Origin of the sequence: Bartonella bilalgolemi, from assembly GCF_023500045.1 — a bacterium.
GTDB classification, from domain to species: domain Bacteria; phylum Pseudomonadota; class Alphaproteobacteria; order Rhizobiales; family Rhizobiaceae; genus Bartonella; species Bartonella bilalgolemii.
In genome coordinates this window covers 52,744-70,603 of sequence record NZ_JAMCOF010000005.1, presented here as the reverse complement: position 1 = coordinate 70,603, position 17,860 = coordinate 52,744, and the positions used below count along the sequence as shown (strand labels likewise).

The following is a 17,860-nucleotide window of genomic DNA, read 5'->3' as shown; positions in this document are numbered from 1 at the left end:
ACTCTCCTTTTATTTGGCTTATCAAGTCATGTGAATTCTTTCTAAAGCCAAACACAAATTAACACAAACATATCAGACTTGTGAAAATAATAGATATTAGTTATGTCAAAATAGAAACTTGATACAGTATAAGGCTTTATTCTGATTGTTAATTAAAATAAAAATTATAAGAGTGTCATAAATAATGCGTATTGTAATGAAATTTGGTGGAACATCTGTAGCAAACATTAAATGTATTCGTAATGTTGCACAGCACGTTAAAAGGGAAATAGATATAGGCAATGAAGTTGCAGTGGTTGTATCAGCAATGGCTGGTACAACCAATCAACTTGTACAATGGACGCGTGATGTTGCACCGTTGAATGATACTTATGAATATGATGTAGTTGTTGCTTCTGGTGAACAGATAACGGCTGGTTTATTGGCTATTACACTTCAGTCAATGGGAGTCAATGCACGCTCATGGCTTGGTTGGCAAATTCCTATTCATACTGACAGTGCTCATAGTAGCGCGCGAATTACAGATATTGATGGATCCTTTTTGATACAGCATTTTCAGGAAGGTGAGGTAGCGGTTATAGCTGGTTTTCAGGGTTTAGCTCCAGGCAATCGAATTTCTACTTTAGGACGTGGTGGCTCAGATACAAGTGCTGTTGCAATGGCAGCAGCTTTAAAAGCTGATCGTTGTGATATTTATACAGATATTGATGGCGTCTATACAACCGATCCACGTGTTGAACCTAAAGCACGCCGTTTACCAAAAGTAACTTTTGAAGAAATGCTTGAAATGGCTTCTCTTGGAGCAAAAGTTTTACAGGTTCGTTCTGTTGAACTAGCTATGGTTCATAAAGTTCGTATTTTTGTGCGCTCAAGTTTTGAGGATCCTAATGCTATTAGTAGCAATAATCCAATTGCCCCCCTTGGAACACTTATTTGTAATGAGAGTGAAATTATGGAACAACAAACTGTTACTGGTATTGCCTTTGCTAAAGACGAAGCACAAATTTCGTTACGCCGACTTGCAGATCGTCCAGGTATTTCTGCAGCGATTTTTTGTCCTTTAGCTGAAGAACATATTAATGTTGATATGATTGTGCAAAATATTTCTGAAGATGGTTCGAAAACTGATATGACTTTTACAGTACCATCAGCAGATGTAGAGAGGGCAGTTATACTTCTTAAAAAAAATCGTAAAAAGATTGGATTTGATGTTATCCAATCTGAAAGTGATCTAGCAAAAATTTCTATTATTGGGATTGGAATGCGTAGCCACGCAGGTGTTGCGGCTACAGCATTTAAGGCTTTAGCGGAAAAAGGTATTAATATTCAGGCAATTACTACTTCAGAGATTAAAATTTCTGTTCTCATTGATAGCGCCTATACTGAACTTGCAGTTAGAACATTACATAATGTTTATCACCTTGATAAGGAATAAGTATTTTTTTTCTTAAAAATCTTTAGAATAAGTATGAGCTCTCTGCTTATACGTATTATTCTCTTCTTAATACACCGTAGATATATTCGATAATATCTTCATACGTAAAAATAACAAAAAACGATTGTGCTAAACTTAAATGTGAAAACTTTACTCTCCATCCTTGACATAATATGAAATATCTAATTTTGAATCATACCATCAGCTTCATTTTTCTAGATTTTTTGAATATAAGCTAATGTATTAATGTTTTTAGATTTGAATAGTTAAACTCAATATTATCGTTTCACAACAAAGTTTTCTTCCAAAAACAAATAAGAAAAAGTATAAGAAAAACAATTTTTAACTCTGCAGAAAAACACAAAACTATTGCATCTTTACTTTTCTACATTGTAAAATGCATACTTTTAAACATGAATCTTGAAATATAATTTGGGCGTATTGTTTACCAAATAAAAAAAAATGTAGCTATTGAATTTTATTCCTGTTATGTCTTATATACTTGGAATTTTTTAAGTTTATGCAATTTATCAGTTTAATTATTATCCTATGCAGTTGGATTGTACTCTCACTTGCAGAAATTAACTATTATGTTTTTTAAGATTATGAGAAAATTATATATAAATTAAATAAACCATCCCCCCCTTTTAAAGGATTTGGTTAAAATTTAATCATTATTTTCTTTATTAAAATTTATCATATATTTTTTATGTTTTTTGATATAAAAGAGACCATATCCAAGGCCGATAAAAGCAGATAAACCAGATCCGCAAAGTACGCCAATTTTCGCGGAATCAAGTTGAACAACATCTTTAAAAGCAAGCATTGAAACAAAAATAGACATTGTAAAACCAATGCCTGCTAAAAATCCAATCAGTAAAATCCCTCCCCATGTCATGTTGGGTGGAAAACGACAAAGACCTGATTTCACAGCAAGATAACTAGCAGTAATAATACCAAGTGGTTTACCAACAAATAATCCAATAATAACACCGAGAACAATGAAGAATGATTTATTAGAAGAAAGATCAAAATTTGCAAAGCTAACGCCAGCATTTGCAAAAGCAAAAACTGGCATTATACCGTATGCTACCCACGGATGTAGTGCTTTTTGAACACGAATTACAGGCGCAATTATATCACGTTGTCCTTTACGTACTTTTTTTAATGTGTGGTGTAGATCTTTAACAGTATTTTTTTCTTGAAGAGATTTTACCGCATTGTTGAGCATTGTAAGTGGAGCTACGAGATGACGAGTAGGAAAAACTGGAGTCATCATGCCTAAAACTACACCAGAAAGTGATGGATGAACCCCTGTTACCATTAACCCCCACCAAATAATTGCACCTGGTGCAATATAAAGCCATGCTGATGCAAATCCAATCCACTGAAAAAATAAAACCAATGCAATACCTGCTGATGCAATAGCTAAACCACTAGGATTAAGGTCGGTCGAATAAAAAAAGGCAATGATTAAAACAGCAATAATATCATCAATAATGGCTAATGATAAAAGAATAATATGAAGATTAGAAGGTATGGCTTTTCCAAGAAGAGCAAGAATCCCTAAAGCAAACGCAATATCAGTGGCAGTTGGTACAGCCCAACCATAAGTGTGTCCACCATTTAAATTGAAGCTAAGATAAATAATCGCAGGGAAACAAACACCTCCTATTGCTGCGACAATTGGCAAAGCTGCTTGTTTGAAATTTGCAAGAGCTCCTTCGTGAATTTCTCGCCGAATTTCCATTCCTGCTACAAGAAAAAATACAGTCATAAGAACATCATTAACCCAAAAATGTAGATCCCATGAAAGATTAAAATGGCCAAAATTAAAACCAAGAGATGTATGCCAAAATGCTTCATAAAGAGAAATATATTTTGAATTGGCAAAAATAAGAGCTGCAGTTGCTGCAACTAACAGAATAATACCACTAAGAGCTTCTATATGGAGAAAACCTTCAATAGCAGAAAGTGCTCGCTTAGTTACAATAGAAGCACGATTAGGTAAGCGATTTGATGATAAATTAGGCATAAAACAACTCCAAATATCAACAATTTTCTAATATATATTTTTGTTTATAGATTACTTTCATGATATTTCTGATAATATCATATAAAGATGAAAAGAGAAACGATAGCTTTTAAATTTAGAGCTCAATGATTTGAAATTAGTTACGTTTTTCAAAAAGATACTTTATTTTTGACGATTAAACTCATTTTATTTAAAATATTTGATAAATCATTTTGCAAAATATTTTTAAAATCTACAGCTGTAAAACCTTTATTGTCTTTTGCTCTCATTTTAATTATTAATGTTTGTGGATTTTTAGCAAAATCCCCAAAAGATTTTGAAATATTTTCAGCTTCATCGTGATCTTTTAATAACATTTTTAAACTTTTGGTTACAATTAAATAAAAATAATCATAAAGCTCTTCTTTAAGATTATGCTCATTATCACTATCGCTGAAATTTTGTGCAAGATAAGAGAAAAACTTATCAATGAATCCAGTATCTTTATAATGCAGATCAATTTCAGGTATGCTAAGATCTTGAACAGAAAAAATCATTGCATCTTTTTGACCTGAGAAAAATGCTTTATCAATATTCATTATTTTTGCTGATATATTTCCAGAACCGATATCTTTTATATCAAAAGATATCGCGTTTAACAAAAGTGTACGCTTTTCTTCATTATATGCAACATCAATTTTTCCTGAAAGATTAAAAGCTTCAAAATTCATTTTTTTAAGAAAATCTAAATCATTTTTTTCCATTTTTTTAGATAAAATCGAAAGACCATTGAGAGAAAGTAAAAGTTTTTGAGGTATGGATTGCTGCCATTGACTTGGTTTTAATTCAAATGACTCAAATTTTGTTTTAAGCTGTGGCATATCAACTGTTGCTTTATCCATGATAACATTAATAGAGGTTATCGCTGAAAAACTATTTAAGAGAGCTGTATTCCATACTGCTTTTATATCTTCGTGATTATTTGTCTTTTTTGCATTAAAATAGGCTTTGATCAGTTGCTCAGGGGAATGAGCCATTGGTTTCATCTTCAAACAAGATGCTTTAAACTTGCCAAGAGAAAAAGAAGTATTCTTATTGTTTTCTTGAAAGAGATCAACCATCATATTATCCAACATAATCGATCCAACAACAGTCTTGCTTTTCTCCATTTTACTTGTACCAAAAATGATAGAGCGAGCATAATCAACATTAATATTATAAGCTTTAATTGCATCACTTTTAACGATTAAACGTATTTTTTGAGTATCATTTGCAAACGTTGGTACAAGATTAATGTTCGTTATTATATTGTCGATACCAATAGAACGGATGTGACCATTTTTAAAATCTGAAATCTGAAAGTTCTTTATGCTTATTTTTTCAGTTGATTTATTGTCACTGTTTAAGAAAAAAAATAGATCTGGTGCAGAAATTGATGCAATATTAAGACGCATAAGTGGTTGAAAAATAGGAGATTTAATTGTTATATCTTTTTCCTTTAAAGATACACTACTAATAAACATTTTTGGTATTTTTAAATGAATATTGCCGTATTTTAAATCAACATTATAAAGTGTGAAACTTCCTGGAATGAAGGTAATAGGGGGACGAGCTGAAATAGCACCAATTTTCAGTGATATACCTGTAGGAGTTGGTAAAATAATATTGGTTAAATTAACTTTTCCTACAATACTAACCTCGGATGTTTCAGCATAGATAGAATGACGAACCATTTCTTTTTTTATAAAGATATCTAGATAGGGTTTTATTATATAAAACCCCCCAACAAATATGATAGCCAAAATAAAGGTAAATCCAATGATATACCTCAACCAATTCTTGTGATCACTTTGATATTGACTACTAACATTAGCCATTCTTTTTTCTTTCAGTTTTATCATTCATAATTAAATGTAGATAAATTCTCCTACAATTCATATACGCTATAATATCTATTAAACAACTGTCGATTTTTATCACTTTTGCATGTACAGTTATTATCTTATTTTTTTCAATAAATTTTTATTAACTATCACCAATTTTCTTTAGTTTAATTTTTGCAAAAACTATGATAATTAACAAGAAAATATATGCTAAATATTATCTTTTGATCATTTTTATCACCCGTTTAATTAATTACAGTCATGTTTGGTTTGATCTTGTTTCTAGTGATAGGAACAGTTAAAAACGATATGTGCATTTGTAATAATGCTAACTAGCAGGGAAAGATGAATATCATGACAGAAGATCAAATAATGGCTTTTTCTATCATTTGTCTCATGATGATTGTTTTCATTTGGGACCGATTTCGTTATGATATTGTTGCTGTTTGTACGTTATTGATTGCCTGCACAGTAGGTCTTGTCAGTCCAAAGGAAGCGTTTAGCGGTTTTAGTAATGATATTGTCATTATTGTTGGTAGCGTATTTGCAGTTAGTGCAGCTGTATCACGCTCTGGTGTGATGGAATTAATTATTCAACATATATGGCCTGATGTGAAATCGATAAGGCTTCAGCTAGCTTTTTTAGTTCTCTCTGTCATGCTTTTATCAACATTTGTTAAAAACATTGGTGCTTTGGCTATTATGCTACCAATAGCTTTTCAGTTTGCTCGCCGTTCTCAGGTTACACCATCAGTATTTTTAATGCCAATGGCATTTGGTGCTTTATTGGGTGGTCTTATGACACAAATAGGCACATCTCCTAATATTGTTATTTCAGCTATGCAAGAACGTTTGACAGGAGCTCCTTTTACTATGTTTGATTTCATGCCAGTTGGCATAGCAGTTGCTATTTCTGGAGTATTATATTTAGTGTTTTTTTCCTGGCGTTTGCCTATCCGTGCACATCCGAGTGTATCATTTGATGATGCTATTGATATTCGTAACTATATTTCAGAAGTACATATTCCGGCTTGTTCTCCGATTATTGGTAAAACTATTATTGATCTTGTTAAACCATCAAGTGGTGAAGTTATGGTTCTGCAAATTATTAGAAATAAAATGTTTATTTCTCCCTTGCCGGATTTTGTTTTTTCTGAAGGAGATATTGTGCTATTAGAGGGATCACATAAGGGTTTAGATATTGTCATTAATTCTTCCCGTTTGGAATTTTTTACCGGCCGTACTATATCTACAAACGATAAAGACAGTGAAATCATTGAAGCAGTTATCTCACATGACTCACCTCTTATTGGCATCAGTGCTAAAAATTTTTCACTTTTTGAGCGTTATGATGTGAATATCCTTGCATTAAGTCGTCAGCATGAAAGGGTTCGGAGAAGACTCAATGATATCGTCTTCCATCTTGGAGATGTAATTGTTTTACGAGGGCAAGATGTAGTCATTCCAAATTTGTTAAGGGAATTGAAATGCTTGCCGTTAGCAAAACGTAATATTATGTTTGGTAATTTACGGCATAGTCTTGCAGCTTTGTCTATTTTATTTATAGCAATTGCTTTGACCGCTTTTCAAATTATTCCAGTTGCATTATCTTTTTTTGCAGCCGCTGTCGCAATGGTTATTTTTCGTGTCCTTCCAGCACGTAATTTATATCAAACTCTAGACGGTCAAATATTGGTATTATTAGCAGCTCTCATTCCAGTAAGTGAAACACTAGAAAAAACAGGATGCACAAATTTAATCGGTCATTGGCTGAGTCAATTGGCCGTATTTTTACCACCATCTGGAGCATTGGCTCTTATTTTAATTACAGCAATGTTAGTGACACCATTTTTGAATAATGCAGCAACAGTAATGGTAATAGCACCAATTGCATCAAGTTTTGCTCACTCTCTCCATTATAAACCTGAAGCTTTTCTAATGGCTGTCGCGATAGGGGCTGGATGTGATTTTCTCACACCTATTGGACATCAATGTAATATGTTAGTAATGGGTCCAGGTGGTTACCGCTTTAGTGATTATCCACGTTTTGGTATTCCATTAGCTATATTAATAGCAATCGTTGCTGTTCCCATGTTAATATGGATCTGGCCATTACAATAAAATATTTTTTAGATAATAGATGTGCATCATAGAAAAAAACGTTTAGATAAAAATAGTGAGATTGAATATTATTATTAAAATTGCATAACTTATATAAAACTAAACATTCAGAAAATGATTATTTTTTTCTATATGCTATATTTAGGTATTTATTTATCCTCTATAAAAATATTCGTACACAATTTTAAAAAGTAGTAAAAAATTGATAATAAGATTAACTTGCACTGTGCCTGTTATTCATGCATTATGGTTATATGAGCTATTATAAAAAAAAAAAATAAGAAGAATTAAATAACCTGCACTATATTTGAATGAGTTATCAGTTGAGTGCAATGAACTGAGCCACTGAAAATAGTTTTTCATGCTTTTAAAAAGTCAAGCACATCAAAGCCGTAATGTGAATCGATAAATTTTACAGAAATCTTAAGTAGTATAATGATTTTAAAAAATCCAATTGATAAAAACAAACACTCATTCTAATTTTGTCAATTGAAATTATAGAGTTTTTTCTTGATTAAGATTACTAATTTTATTCATTTTATGTAAAAGCGCAGAATAATGTTTTTTCAAGGTAGACTATATGACACATGATAATTTTATTTATGAAGTTAATGAAGAACTCCGTCAAGAAAAATTCTATACTTTTTGGAAACGTTATGGTTCTTTTGTTATTGGCGTAGTTATTATTTTTGTTTTGATGATAATTATCTATCAAATTTATCAGCAGCAGCAGATAAATAAAGCTAATAATGTTGGTGATACCTTTATAACAGGCCTTGATTTAGCTGATGCACATCATTTCGATGAAGCGATTAAGAAATTAAAAAGTGTTAAAAAATCTGATTTTGGTGGTTATCCTTTTCTTGCAGGTTTACGTGAAGCCTCTTTGTGGATGGAACGAGGTGATACTGCAAAATCAGTACAAATGTTTGATATGATTGCAGCGGATGAAAAAGCACCACAGATTTTGCGGAAAATTGCAAAAATTCGAGCAGCTTATATTTTAGTTGATATAGGAACATTTGATGATGTAATGCAGCGTGTTAAAGAAATGGCCAATGATATTGATCCTATGCGCATGTCTGCAAGAGAGGCCTTAGGCTTAGCCGCTTATAAAGCGGATACAATGGAAAATGCAGTTTATTATTTTCAAAAAATTGTTGAAGAGAATGCTCTAGAATTTAAAATAACGGATCGAGCAAAAATTATGCTTGAGCTTATTCAAGCAAGTGGAAAGGTTAAAGAAGGAATCAATTGATGAGCCTTACCATTGCTATAGTTGGTCGGCCTAATGTTGGTAAATCGACACTATTTAATCGTTTGGTTGGGCAAAAGCTGGCTCTAGTTGATGATCAACCAGGTGTAACCCGTGATCGACGTACCCATTCAGCTAAGCTTCAAGATCTTCATTTTGATGTAATTGATACAGCAGGGTTGGAGGAATCAGATAACCATACACTTGAAGGACGTATGCGTTCTCAGACAAAAATTGCCATTGATGAAGCAGATCTTATTTTATTTGTGCTTGATGCTAAAAGTGGGATCACACCCAGTGATCTAGATTTTTCTTCACTCATTCGTAAATCAGGAAAACCAATCGTGCTCGTTGCTAACAAATCTGAGTCAAAAGCAGCGATAGCAGGAGAATATGAAGCATGGTCATTGGGATTGGGTGAACCTTGCCTAATATCTGCTGAACATAATCAAGGTTTCTCAGATCTTCGTGATGCTATTGTGGCTGCTATTGGTACAGATAAAGTTTTTAATCTGAAGAGAGAAAAAGAAAAGGTTTATACTGCTACACAGGTTTCATCTATTAGCGATAATATTAGTGACACAGTAGAAGAGGATTCTGTTTATGATGAAATAAAACCCATTCGGATAGCAATTGTTGGTCGTCCAAATACAGGGAAATCTACACTTATCAATAGCATGTTAGGGCAAGATCGTTTACTGACAGGACCTGAATCTGGTATTACGCGTGATTCTATTTCTGTAGATTGGGAATGGAATAATCGTCGTATTAAACTTTTTGATACTGCAGGTTTGCGTCGAAAATCAAAAATTCAAGAAAAGTTAGAAAGACTTTCTGTTATGGATTCTTTACGTGCAATCCGTTTCGCTGAAGTCGTTGTAATTGTTTTTGATGCAACAGCATCTTTTGAAAAGCAAGATTTACAAATTTCTGATCTTGTGATTCGTGAAGGACGTGTTCCTATCATTGCTTTCAACAAATGGGACCTTATTGAAAACCGTCATGAAACATTAACTACTTTATACGAAAAATGTACTCGCCTTCTTCCTCAGGTACGTGGCTTGAGAGCTATCCCTTTATCAGGTCAATATGGTCAAGGAATTAATAAATTGATGGAAAACATTACGATGATACATCGTGTATGGAACCGCCGTATCTCTACAGGAAAACTGAACCGCTGGCTTGAAACGATGATTGTTAATTATCCACCACCCGCTGTTTCTGGACATCGACTTAAAATTAAATACATAACACAAGTTAAGACACGTCCTCCTGGATTTATTATTTCTTGTTCACGATCAAAAGAAATGCCTCAATCATATTTGCGTTATCTTTCTAATGGACTGCGAGATAAATTTGATATGCAAGGTATACCAATTCGTCTATCTCTGCGGACATCTGATAATCCTTTTGCAAAAAGTGCAAAAAAGAAGTAATTTTCTTTTACATATTGTTTAATTTTATAAAATTAAAAACCAACATTTAATCACTTATTATAGAATAGCAAATATTTGCAAATCTGTTAAAATTTAAGATATGATACCCTTTTTATTAGATTTTCTACGCAATAGAATAAATTTTAGGCGTTTTTATTTATCTATAAAAATCTTTGTGGTAGAGTGCTTTTGAGGACTTGACGAATAAATCTGACAGCAATATGCTAAATAAAGCTTAATGGAGTGTATTGTAACCTTTTTTGATTAAGGAGCCAGTTATGGCTAAGGGCGGTAAACCCGATATGCCACAAAAGGATATTGAGAGACATAAACACAAACAAGTATCTTCTCTTTATTCAGAGGATTTAGAATTTCGTAATCGGAATTTAGAATTAGCTTTAATCGGTAAAAAAGTGTTAAAGAAAGAGCAGTCTGAAGTTGGAGAAAAAGAGCAACAAAAGAAAATGGCATATGCTGTTAAGTTGTCGAGTGAATTTCTGGCAAATATTATTGTAGGAGCTGTTTTAGGATTTGGGTTTGACAAATTAGTAGGTTCATTACCATGGGGATTAGTATTTTTTCTTTTTCTTGGATTCGTTGCTGGTATACTAAATATTCTTCGATCTATGAAATATATTGCTCCCAGCCAATTAGAACAACGTAGTGCTTTGCAACAAAATAAAGAAGATAATAAAGAGGTTTAAAAGTGACATCGCGCGCTCCAGATCCTATCCATCAATTTGAGGTCTCACGATTGATTAATATTTCCATTGGAAATGTGGATTTGTCATTTACAAATGTGTCATTTTTTATTGTTCTGACGGTTATTCTCTCTTCAGTATTTCTTTTCATTTCATCATCAAGTCGTCGATTAGTTCCAACGCGGATACAATCTGTGTCCGAAATGCTTTATGAGTTTGTAGCGTCAACTTTGCGAGAATCGTCTGGTACACAGGGAATGCAATTTTTTCCGTTAGTTTTTTCGTTATTCATTTTTGTTCTTATTGCCAATTTTATTGGCTTGTTTCCCTATTTTTATACAATTACTTCCCAAATTGTGATTACTTTTTCATTAGCAATGTTAGTAATTTTAACGGTAATTGGATATGGTTTTTATAAACATGGACTCAATTTTTTAAAGCTTTTTGTTCCTAGTGGCGTTCCTGTGATCATACTACCTTTGGTTACAATGATTGAGGTTATCTCTTTTTTATCTCGCCCTATTAGCCTTTCATTCCGCCTGTTTGCTAATATGCTTGCAGGTCATATCACGCTTAAAGTATTTTCTGGCTTTATTGTTTCAATGGTTGGGATTGGAATCATAGGTTTGGGCGGTGCAATTTTATCACTTGCCATGACTGTAACAATTACGGCTCTTGAATTTTTGGTCGCTTTTCTTCAAGCTTATGTTTTTACAGTTCTAACTTGTATGTATATTAATGATGCGGTCCATCCAGAACATTAATAAAACCGGCGGATTTCCGTCAAATTATGCAATTTCGCTTTAAAGGAGAATGATATGGAATTAGTACTTGCAGCAAAATATATTGGAGCTGGTCTTGCTTGCTTTGGTATGGCTGGAACCGCATTAGGTCTTGGAAATATTTTTGGGAGCTATCTTTCTGGTGCTTTACGAAATCCATCAGCAGCAGATAGTCAATTTGGTCGTTTAGTATTTGGTTTTGCTGTTACAGAAGCTTTAGGTATTTTTTCATTGCTTATTGCCCTTTTACTTCTTTTCGCTGTCTAATTACTTTCAAAAAGCTTGTCTGTTTTATAAATTGTTTGAGAACAGACATAGTTTTTTAGCTCTTAATAAAAAGAAAGTTATTACTTTGATTTAATAGAGATAGAGTGATTATTTCGAAGGAAAATGAAATGTTGATTTCCAGCGATGATGTAGAAGATACTAAAATGCCGAATCATTTTAATGATAAGGTAGAATTTGATCATGATGATACTAAAATGCTAGGATGTCATGATGGTGAAGTAGGGTTTAATAGTATTACAGAGCATGCAAATCGTATCTTTCCACCTTTTGATTTCGTGTATTTTGGTTCACATTTTCTTTGGTTGGCTATTTCTTTTGGATTTTTTTATCTCTTCGTTTCTCGTGTAATCGTACCGCGTATCGGTAGTGTTATTGAAACACGTCGAGATCGGATTGTATCCGATTTAGATCAGGCAATGCGCATAAAACAGGAAACAGACACTGTAATTGAAATTTACGAAAAGAAATTAGCAGAGGCTCGTTTAGAAGCAAAAGCTATGATACATGCCGCGAATAATGAAATTAAATTAAAGGCTGAACTCCAACGAGAAAAAATTGAAGCAGTTTTGGAGAAAAAACTAGAAAATGCTGAAGATAAAATAAAAGAGATTCAAAATAAAGCAATGCAGAATGTTAATTTAATCGCAGAAGACATTACTTTCGAAATCATTAAGAAGTTAATTGATGTTGATATTAATAAAAAATCTGTTAATTCAGCTATTAAAGCTGTAAGTCATTAAGGATTGCAAGAATGACTGATACGTTTTGGGCTTTTATTGGGTTAGTTCTTTTTTTAGCTCTTTTAGTCTATTTTGAAGTTCCCAATGTGATAATACGTAAACTTGATGCACGTGCAAAATATATTAAAGACGAACTTGATGAGGCTCTTCATCTTCGTGAAGAGGCACAGAGAGTACTTGCTGAATATCAGCGTAAACATCTAGAAATAGAAAAAGAAACACAAGAGATTATTGCTGATGCTAAATGTAAAGTTGAAGCTATTATTACTGAAACTCGCATAAAAACAGAGGAATATATAAAGAATCGTAGTCGGTTAGCGGAACAAAAAATTGCTCAAGCCGAAGCTAATGCAGTTCGGGTGGTTTCTTCATCTGCTATTGATTTAGCAATTTCTGCTGCAAATAGAGTTCTTACGAAAGAATTAGATGCTGAGCAAGCTAATAACTTGATTAAAGAACCTTTTGTTCAAGAATCCCTAAAAAAAATAGAAACATATTTTAATTAATATGTTTTTATTAGCGTTTTTTTAACATATTGAGAATGAATATTGCGTTTGTTGATTATCAAGATTTTTCTTAGCTTTTTAGCTATATTATTGATGTAAAATCTTTCTTATCATAAACGGATCTTAAGAGAAAAATTGTTTGGTGAAGCATTGGATTGAGATAATAAAGAAGCAATTGATCGTTTAAATTTTACTTATTTTAATTTTATCACAAATTTTACAATAAATAAGGTAGTGATTAATATAGACCTTTCTTTATGACTTGAAATTGCTGGTTGAAATAACGGAGAGCTTTAATTTGATTAACAATAAAAGCTTTATTTGTCAGAAGTGAGATACAAAAGCTCAACACTAAGGGTTTCTCTTTCTCAAAAGAGAAATACTTTTAGTTCAGAAAATAATATTAAAGTTAGAGTTTAATCATAGCTTTATAAAAAGGCATTTTATAATGCACGTAAACTGTGTGAACATTGGGAGTAAAATATGAATTTATATATTAAGTAAATATCGTTCTAATAATACTCTTTTATTAATAAAAAAATTTTATAATCGCAATTAATTTTTATCAAGATAGAAACTACTATCTTACACTAGCTATCAAAGTGAGCAACCTACCATAACTTTATAATTTATTATAATAAGAAAAAATAGCAATCTTTCTTAGTTTACAGATTATGAATAATTTGATGAATTAAATATTAAGTTACCACATAAAAAATAAAAAGATATACTATATCTAAAAACTTGCAATCCAAAAGATGAATTTCTAGAAGAAATAAAATAATAACTGATAATTATAAACTTTATTGTACCAGAGCTCCTAAAAACTCCAGAAACATACAAGAAAGTAATTTCAGTGAATTTTACTGAAGTAAAAAACTATCACACAAGGGCAATTGCTTGATCTATTATAGACTAGAATCTATGAAGATGCAGAAATTTTCAATAGTATGGAAATTTCTAGGAGAACTAAAATTAATAAAAAGGTTTAGATGGTAGCACTAAGGTTATAAAAACTTAAATTTACAGCGAAATTATATTTGTGATAATGCGCAGGTTTGTGAGATATTATATTTTATGGAAAGAGGCTGTTTTATAAGAAAGTAAAATTATCAATAAATAATAAAAATTATATCAATAATAAACATAAAAAAGTCGATAATCTCAATACGAAAATTATTCTTCAAAAATGCTTTTATCCGTTGTATGCAATATCTGGCTTGTCATAGTTCCAGCTAACATTGAACCATTTACATTAAGAGCCGTACGTCCCATGTCAATTAAAGGTTCAACAGAAATGAGTACAGCTACCAAAGTAACAGGAAGCCCCATAATTGGCAAAACAATTAACGCAGCAAAAATAGCTCCTCCTCCAACACCAGCAACACCAATAGAACTTAATGTTACAACACAAACAAGGGTAGCTATCCAGAGAGGATCGAGAGGATTAATGCCAACAGAAGGAGCTATCATAGTCGCAAGCATTGCTGGATAAAGACCTGCACAACCATTTTGACCAATTGTTGCACCAAAAGAAGCTGCAAAACTTGCAATTGAATGCGGAACACCAATCCATTGAGTTTGTGCCTCGATATTTAAAGGAATACTAGCGGCACTTGAACGACTACTAAAAGCGAATGTTAAAACAGGAAAAACTTTTTTGAAAAAACGGAATGGATTAATACCTGATATACCAAGTAATATGCCATGAACTCCAAACATAAGAGTAATACCAATATAAGAAATAACAATAAAAACTAGTAATTTTAAGATATCCGCAACATTTGAAGTTGCTCCCACCTTAGTCATAAGAGCAAAAATACCGTAAGGTGTTAAAGAAATTATAATACGCACTAATCGCATAATCCAAGACTGTATAATTTGAATCAATAAAAGGGCTTTCTCCCCTTTATCTGGTTCATCCTTTTTTAAAAGAATAACCGCTGCTCCTAAAAAAGCTGAAAAAATAACAACGCTAATAATTGATGTAGCCTTTGTTCCTATTAACTCAGCGAATAAATTTTGAGGAATAAATGATAAAATCAACTTTGGTATACTGATATCTTTAAGCTGAGAAGTATGACTTGCAAGAATAGTAGATGTATCTTCTCCTCCATGTACTAAACTACTTGCAGTGAGTCCAAAGAAATTAACCATAAAGATACCAATCAACGCAGAAAAAGATGTTGTCAAAAGGAGTATTGAAATTGTTATTATGCCAATTCTGCCGACAGCATAAACAGAATGCAAATGTGCTACTGCCGAAACGATAGAGATAAAAACCAATGGTATAACAATCATTTTTAATAACGATATATATCCATCACCAACAATGTTAAACCATTCAACAGACTCTAATAGAATAGGATTGCCTTCTTTATAAATAATCTGCAAAACACTACCAAAAATTAAACCAACGATAAGACCTAGTATAACGTGCAATGTAAAATTTTTTTTAATTTTTTTGTAACGAACAAGACATAACAAAAAAATAACAAATAAAAATACATTAATAAAAAAACTAAATGTCATTATTTATTCCTATTATTATTTTTTAACATTAAAAAATAACTCACAAATAAAATGTAAATATTATAATAATAAATAAAATATTTTTTATCTATAAATAATTTATTTCTAATAATTATTTTATCTAAAATAAATTGACTTAATAAAAATAAATGTACATATAATAAATCTCGTATTCCAACACAAAACAATGTACAACAATAATCAAGCAATTTATCTTTAAAAAAATAGGTTAATCTCTTCCTGATTATCTCAAAAACCTTACTTTAAAAATACAGTTGCCTAAGATTCCTTACCCCCCCCGAATATTTAGTGAAAGAAATTTCCCATTGCTTATCAATATTTTCCCTTTATCAACACATTAAAGAAGAAGATTTTTTAGAACTTGAATCAATGGCTTATCAGCGTCAGGCATAGAATATTCATCAAGACTGCTAATGAAAACCCATTCTAAATTTTGTCCTTCTCGTCCTTTTGGGGTTCCTTCATAACGGCGGCAAATATATAAAGGCATTAACAGATGAAAAGTTTCATAATTATAGCTTGCAAATGTTAAGGGTGATAAATTATTCGGTTGAACATAAATATCAAGCTCTTCTGCTAACTCACGAATTAATGATACCTCTGGCGTTTCACCATTTTCAATCTTTCCACCAGGAAATTCCCATAAACCAGCTAATGATTTTCCTTGAGGCCGTTGTGCAAGTAACACCCGATTATCCGGGTCTAATAAAGCACATGCAACAACAAGAAGGAGTGATTTTTTTATATGCATACTAATGACCAAAAAAGTAATAGATGACTATCATTCTTACTATTGTAAAGCCCTACCCCAGAATAAACAACTAAATATCCAGTATTTTTCAAAAGTATATAAATACTAAATATTCAAGTTTATGTTTTATTAATCAACTTCTATAATCACTATTGACCGCAACATATTCCTTCGTTAAATCACAAGACCAAACTGTTGCTTTCCCACTCCCAAGACCGATATCAACACAAATTGTAATATGTTGACTTTTCATATAAGCACTCACTGCTTCTTCGCTATAATGAGGATCACGTTCACCATTAAAAGCCAAACGATGTTCACCAAACCAAATTTTTAATCGATCACGGTCTGCTTCAACACCTGCTTTACCAATTGCCATAACAACTCTCCCCCAATTAGCGTCTTCGCCCGCAATAGCTGTTTTTACAAGGGGTGAATTTGCAATTGATAGAGCAATAGTCTTAGCAGCACTATTTGTTGTAGCACCAATAACAGATACCTCAATTAAATGACGGGCTCCTTCACCATCACAAACAACTTGTAATGCAAGTTCATGCAAAAGCTCACGCAAGTACTTTGAAAATGTCCAATAACGAGGATCTGATCGGCTTGTCAAACAAGGGAGACAGCCCTTCGCTTGTCCTGTTGCAAAGATCATTAATGTATCAGACGTCGAAGTATCACTATCAACAGTAATCGAATTGAAAGTCTCCTGAACAGCTTCTGATAACATCATTTGGAGTATATCTGAAGAAATCTCTGCATCACTTACCACAAAAGAAAGCATTGTTGCCATATCTGGTGCAATCATACCAGCACCTTTTGCAATTCCATTAATAGTAACAAGCTCTCCCCCAAAATCAAATTGACGCGTTGCAAGTTTTGGAAACGTATCGGTTGTCATAATAGCTTTCGCAGCTTCTAACCAGCATCCTTCCTTTGCTTTAGAAACCATATCAGGTAAAAGATTTAAAATACAAGCCTCATCCATTGGTTCACCAATAACACCCGTAGAAGCTATAAAAATTTCATTTTCTCTCGCTTTTAAAGCACTGGATGCAGAATGTACTATTGCATTTGTTGTCTGCTTACCTTTGCACCCTGTAAAAGCATTTGCATTTCCAGAATTAACAACAAGACCCCTAGCAACCCCATAAAGAAGCGATTCACGACAATGATCTACAGCAGAAGATCTACACTTTGAACGTGTAAAAACACCTGCTGCATTAGCTGGCTCATCAAACACAATAAAAAGAAGATCTGTACGACCTTTATATTTAATACCAGCTTCAGCTGTAGCTATCCGCACACCAGATAATGGTGGAAGCTCTTGTATTTGTTTAGGTGATAAAGGCGATATCTTTACAGCCATTACACGCTTTTCCATAAATGTGA

General features: G+C 32.5%; 14 protein-coding genes. 9 read left to right on the top strand and 5 right to left on the bottom strand.

The genetic code is table 11. The features are described 5' to 3' along the window. Positions 1-181: 181 nt before the first annotated feature. Complete coding sequence (locus tag M4Z11_RS04025; RefSeq protein WP_249676686.1) at positions 182-1,435, top strand: aspartate kinase; 1,254 nt, start codon at positions 182-184, stop codon at positions 1,433-1,435. A 667-nt stretch (positions 1,436-2,102) separates the two neighbouring features. Here the strand turns inward: M4Z11_RS04025 and nhaA are convergent. Both nhaA and M4Z11_RS04015 read right to left on the bottom strand, forming a co-directional pair. Further along, a complete protein-coding gene (nhaA, locus tag M4Z11_RS04020; RefSeq protein WP_249676592.1) occupies positions 2,103-3,470 on the bottom strand; it encodes a Na+/H+ antiporter NhaA in 1,368 nt (455 codons plus the stop codon). Between the two features lie 149 nt (positions 3,471-3,619). After that, complete coding sequence (locus tag M4Z11_RS04015; protein WP_249676588.1) at positions 3,620-5,326, bottom strand: aq_1923 C-terminal domain; 1,707 nt, start codon at positions 5,324-5,326, stop codon at positions 3,620-3,622. 360 nt (positions 5,327-5,686) lie between these two features. On the opposite strand from M4Z11_RS04015, the gene M4Z11_RS04010 reads away from it, so the two are divergent. The 8 genes from M4Z11_RS04010 (at position 5,687) to M4Z11_RS03975 (ending at position 13,161) form a co-directional block, all read left to right on the top strand. Continuing rightward, on the top strand, positions 5,687-7,453 hold the full coding sequence (locus tag M4Z11_RS04010) for an SLC13 family permease (protein WP_249676684.1): 1,767 nt from the start codon (positions 5,687-5,689) through the stop codon (positions 7,451-7,453). Between the two features lie 580 nt (positions 7,454-8,033). After that, a complete protein-coding gene (locus M4Z11_RS04005) occupies positions 8,034-8,711 on the top strand; it encodes a DUF2659 family protein (protein ID WP_249676585.1) in 678 nt (225 codons plus the stop codon). Next, on the top strand, positions 8,711-10,144 hold the full coding sequence (gene der / locus M4Z11_RS04000) for a ribosome biogenesis GTPase Der (protein ID WP_249676581.1): 1,434 nt from the start codon (positions 8,711-8,713) through the stop codon (positions 10,142-10,144). Before M4Z11_RS04005 ends, der begins: the two co-directional genes overlap by 1 nt. Positions 10,145-10,422: 278 nt before the next feature. Continuing rightward, on the top strand, positions 10,423-10,848 hold the full coding sequence (locus M4Z11_RS03995; RefSeq protein WP_249676578.1) for an AtpZ/AtpI family protein: 426 nt from the start codon (positions 10,423-10,425) through the stop codon (positions 10,846-10,848). Between the two features lie 2 nt (positions 10,849-10,850). Then, complete coding sequence (locus M4Z11_RS03990; RefSeq protein ID WP_249676575.1) at positions 10,851-11,609, top strand: F0F1 ATP synthase subunit A; 759 nt, start codon at positions 10,851-10,853, stop codon at positions 11,607-11,609. A 54-nt stretch (positions 11,610-11,663) separates the two neighbouring features. Continuing rightward, positions 11,664-11,894, top strand: a complete 231-nt coding sequence (locus M4Z11_RS03985) for a F0F1 ATP synthase subunit C (RefSeq protein ID WP_006589457.1) — start codon at positions 11,664-11,666, stop codon at positions 11,892-11,894. 104 nt (positions 11,895-11,998) lie between these two features. After that, a complete protein-coding gene (locus tag M4Z11_RS03980) occupies positions 11,999-12,655 on the top strand; it encodes a F0F1 ATP synthase subunit B (RefSeq protein ID WP_349628748.1) in 657 nt (218 codons plus the stop codon). An 11-nt stretch (positions 12,656-12,666) separates the two neighbouring features. Beyond that, complete coding sequence (locus M4Z11_RS03975; RefSeq protein WP_249676573.1) at positions 12,667-13,161, top strand: F0F1 ATP synthase subunit B; 495 nt, start codon at positions 12,667-12,669, stop codon at positions 13,159-13,161. 1,176 nt (positions 13,162-14,337) lie between these two features. Here the strand turns inward: M4Z11_RS03975 and M4Z11_RS03970 are convergent. From M4Z11_RS03970 to argJ, 3 genes are all read right to left on the bottom strand, one after another. Continuing rightward, the gene (locus tag M4Z11_RS03970; protein ID WP_249676570.1) at positions 14,338-15,693 is read right to left on the bottom strand and encodes an L-cystine transporter; all 1,356 of its coding nucleotides are present in this window, start codon (positions 15,691-15,693) and stop codon (positions 14,338-14,340) included. 358 nt (positions 15,694-16,051) lie between these two features. After that, a complete protein-coding gene (gene mutT, locus M4Z11_RS03965; RefSeq protein WP_249676567.1) occupies positions 16,052-16,465 on the bottom strand; it encodes an 8-oxo-dGTP diphosphatase MutT in 414 nt (137 codons plus the stop codon). A 133-nt stretch (positions 16,466-16,598) separates the two neighbouring features. Next, on the bottom strand, positions 16,599-17,837 hold the full coding sequence (gene argJ, locus M4Z11_RS03960) for a bifunctional glutamate N-acetyltransferase/amino-acid acetyltransferase ArgJ (RefSeq protein WP_249676564.1): 1,239 nt from the start codon (positions 17,835-17,837) through the stop codon (positions 16,599-16,601). Positions 17,838-17,860 lie beyond the last annotated feature (23 nt).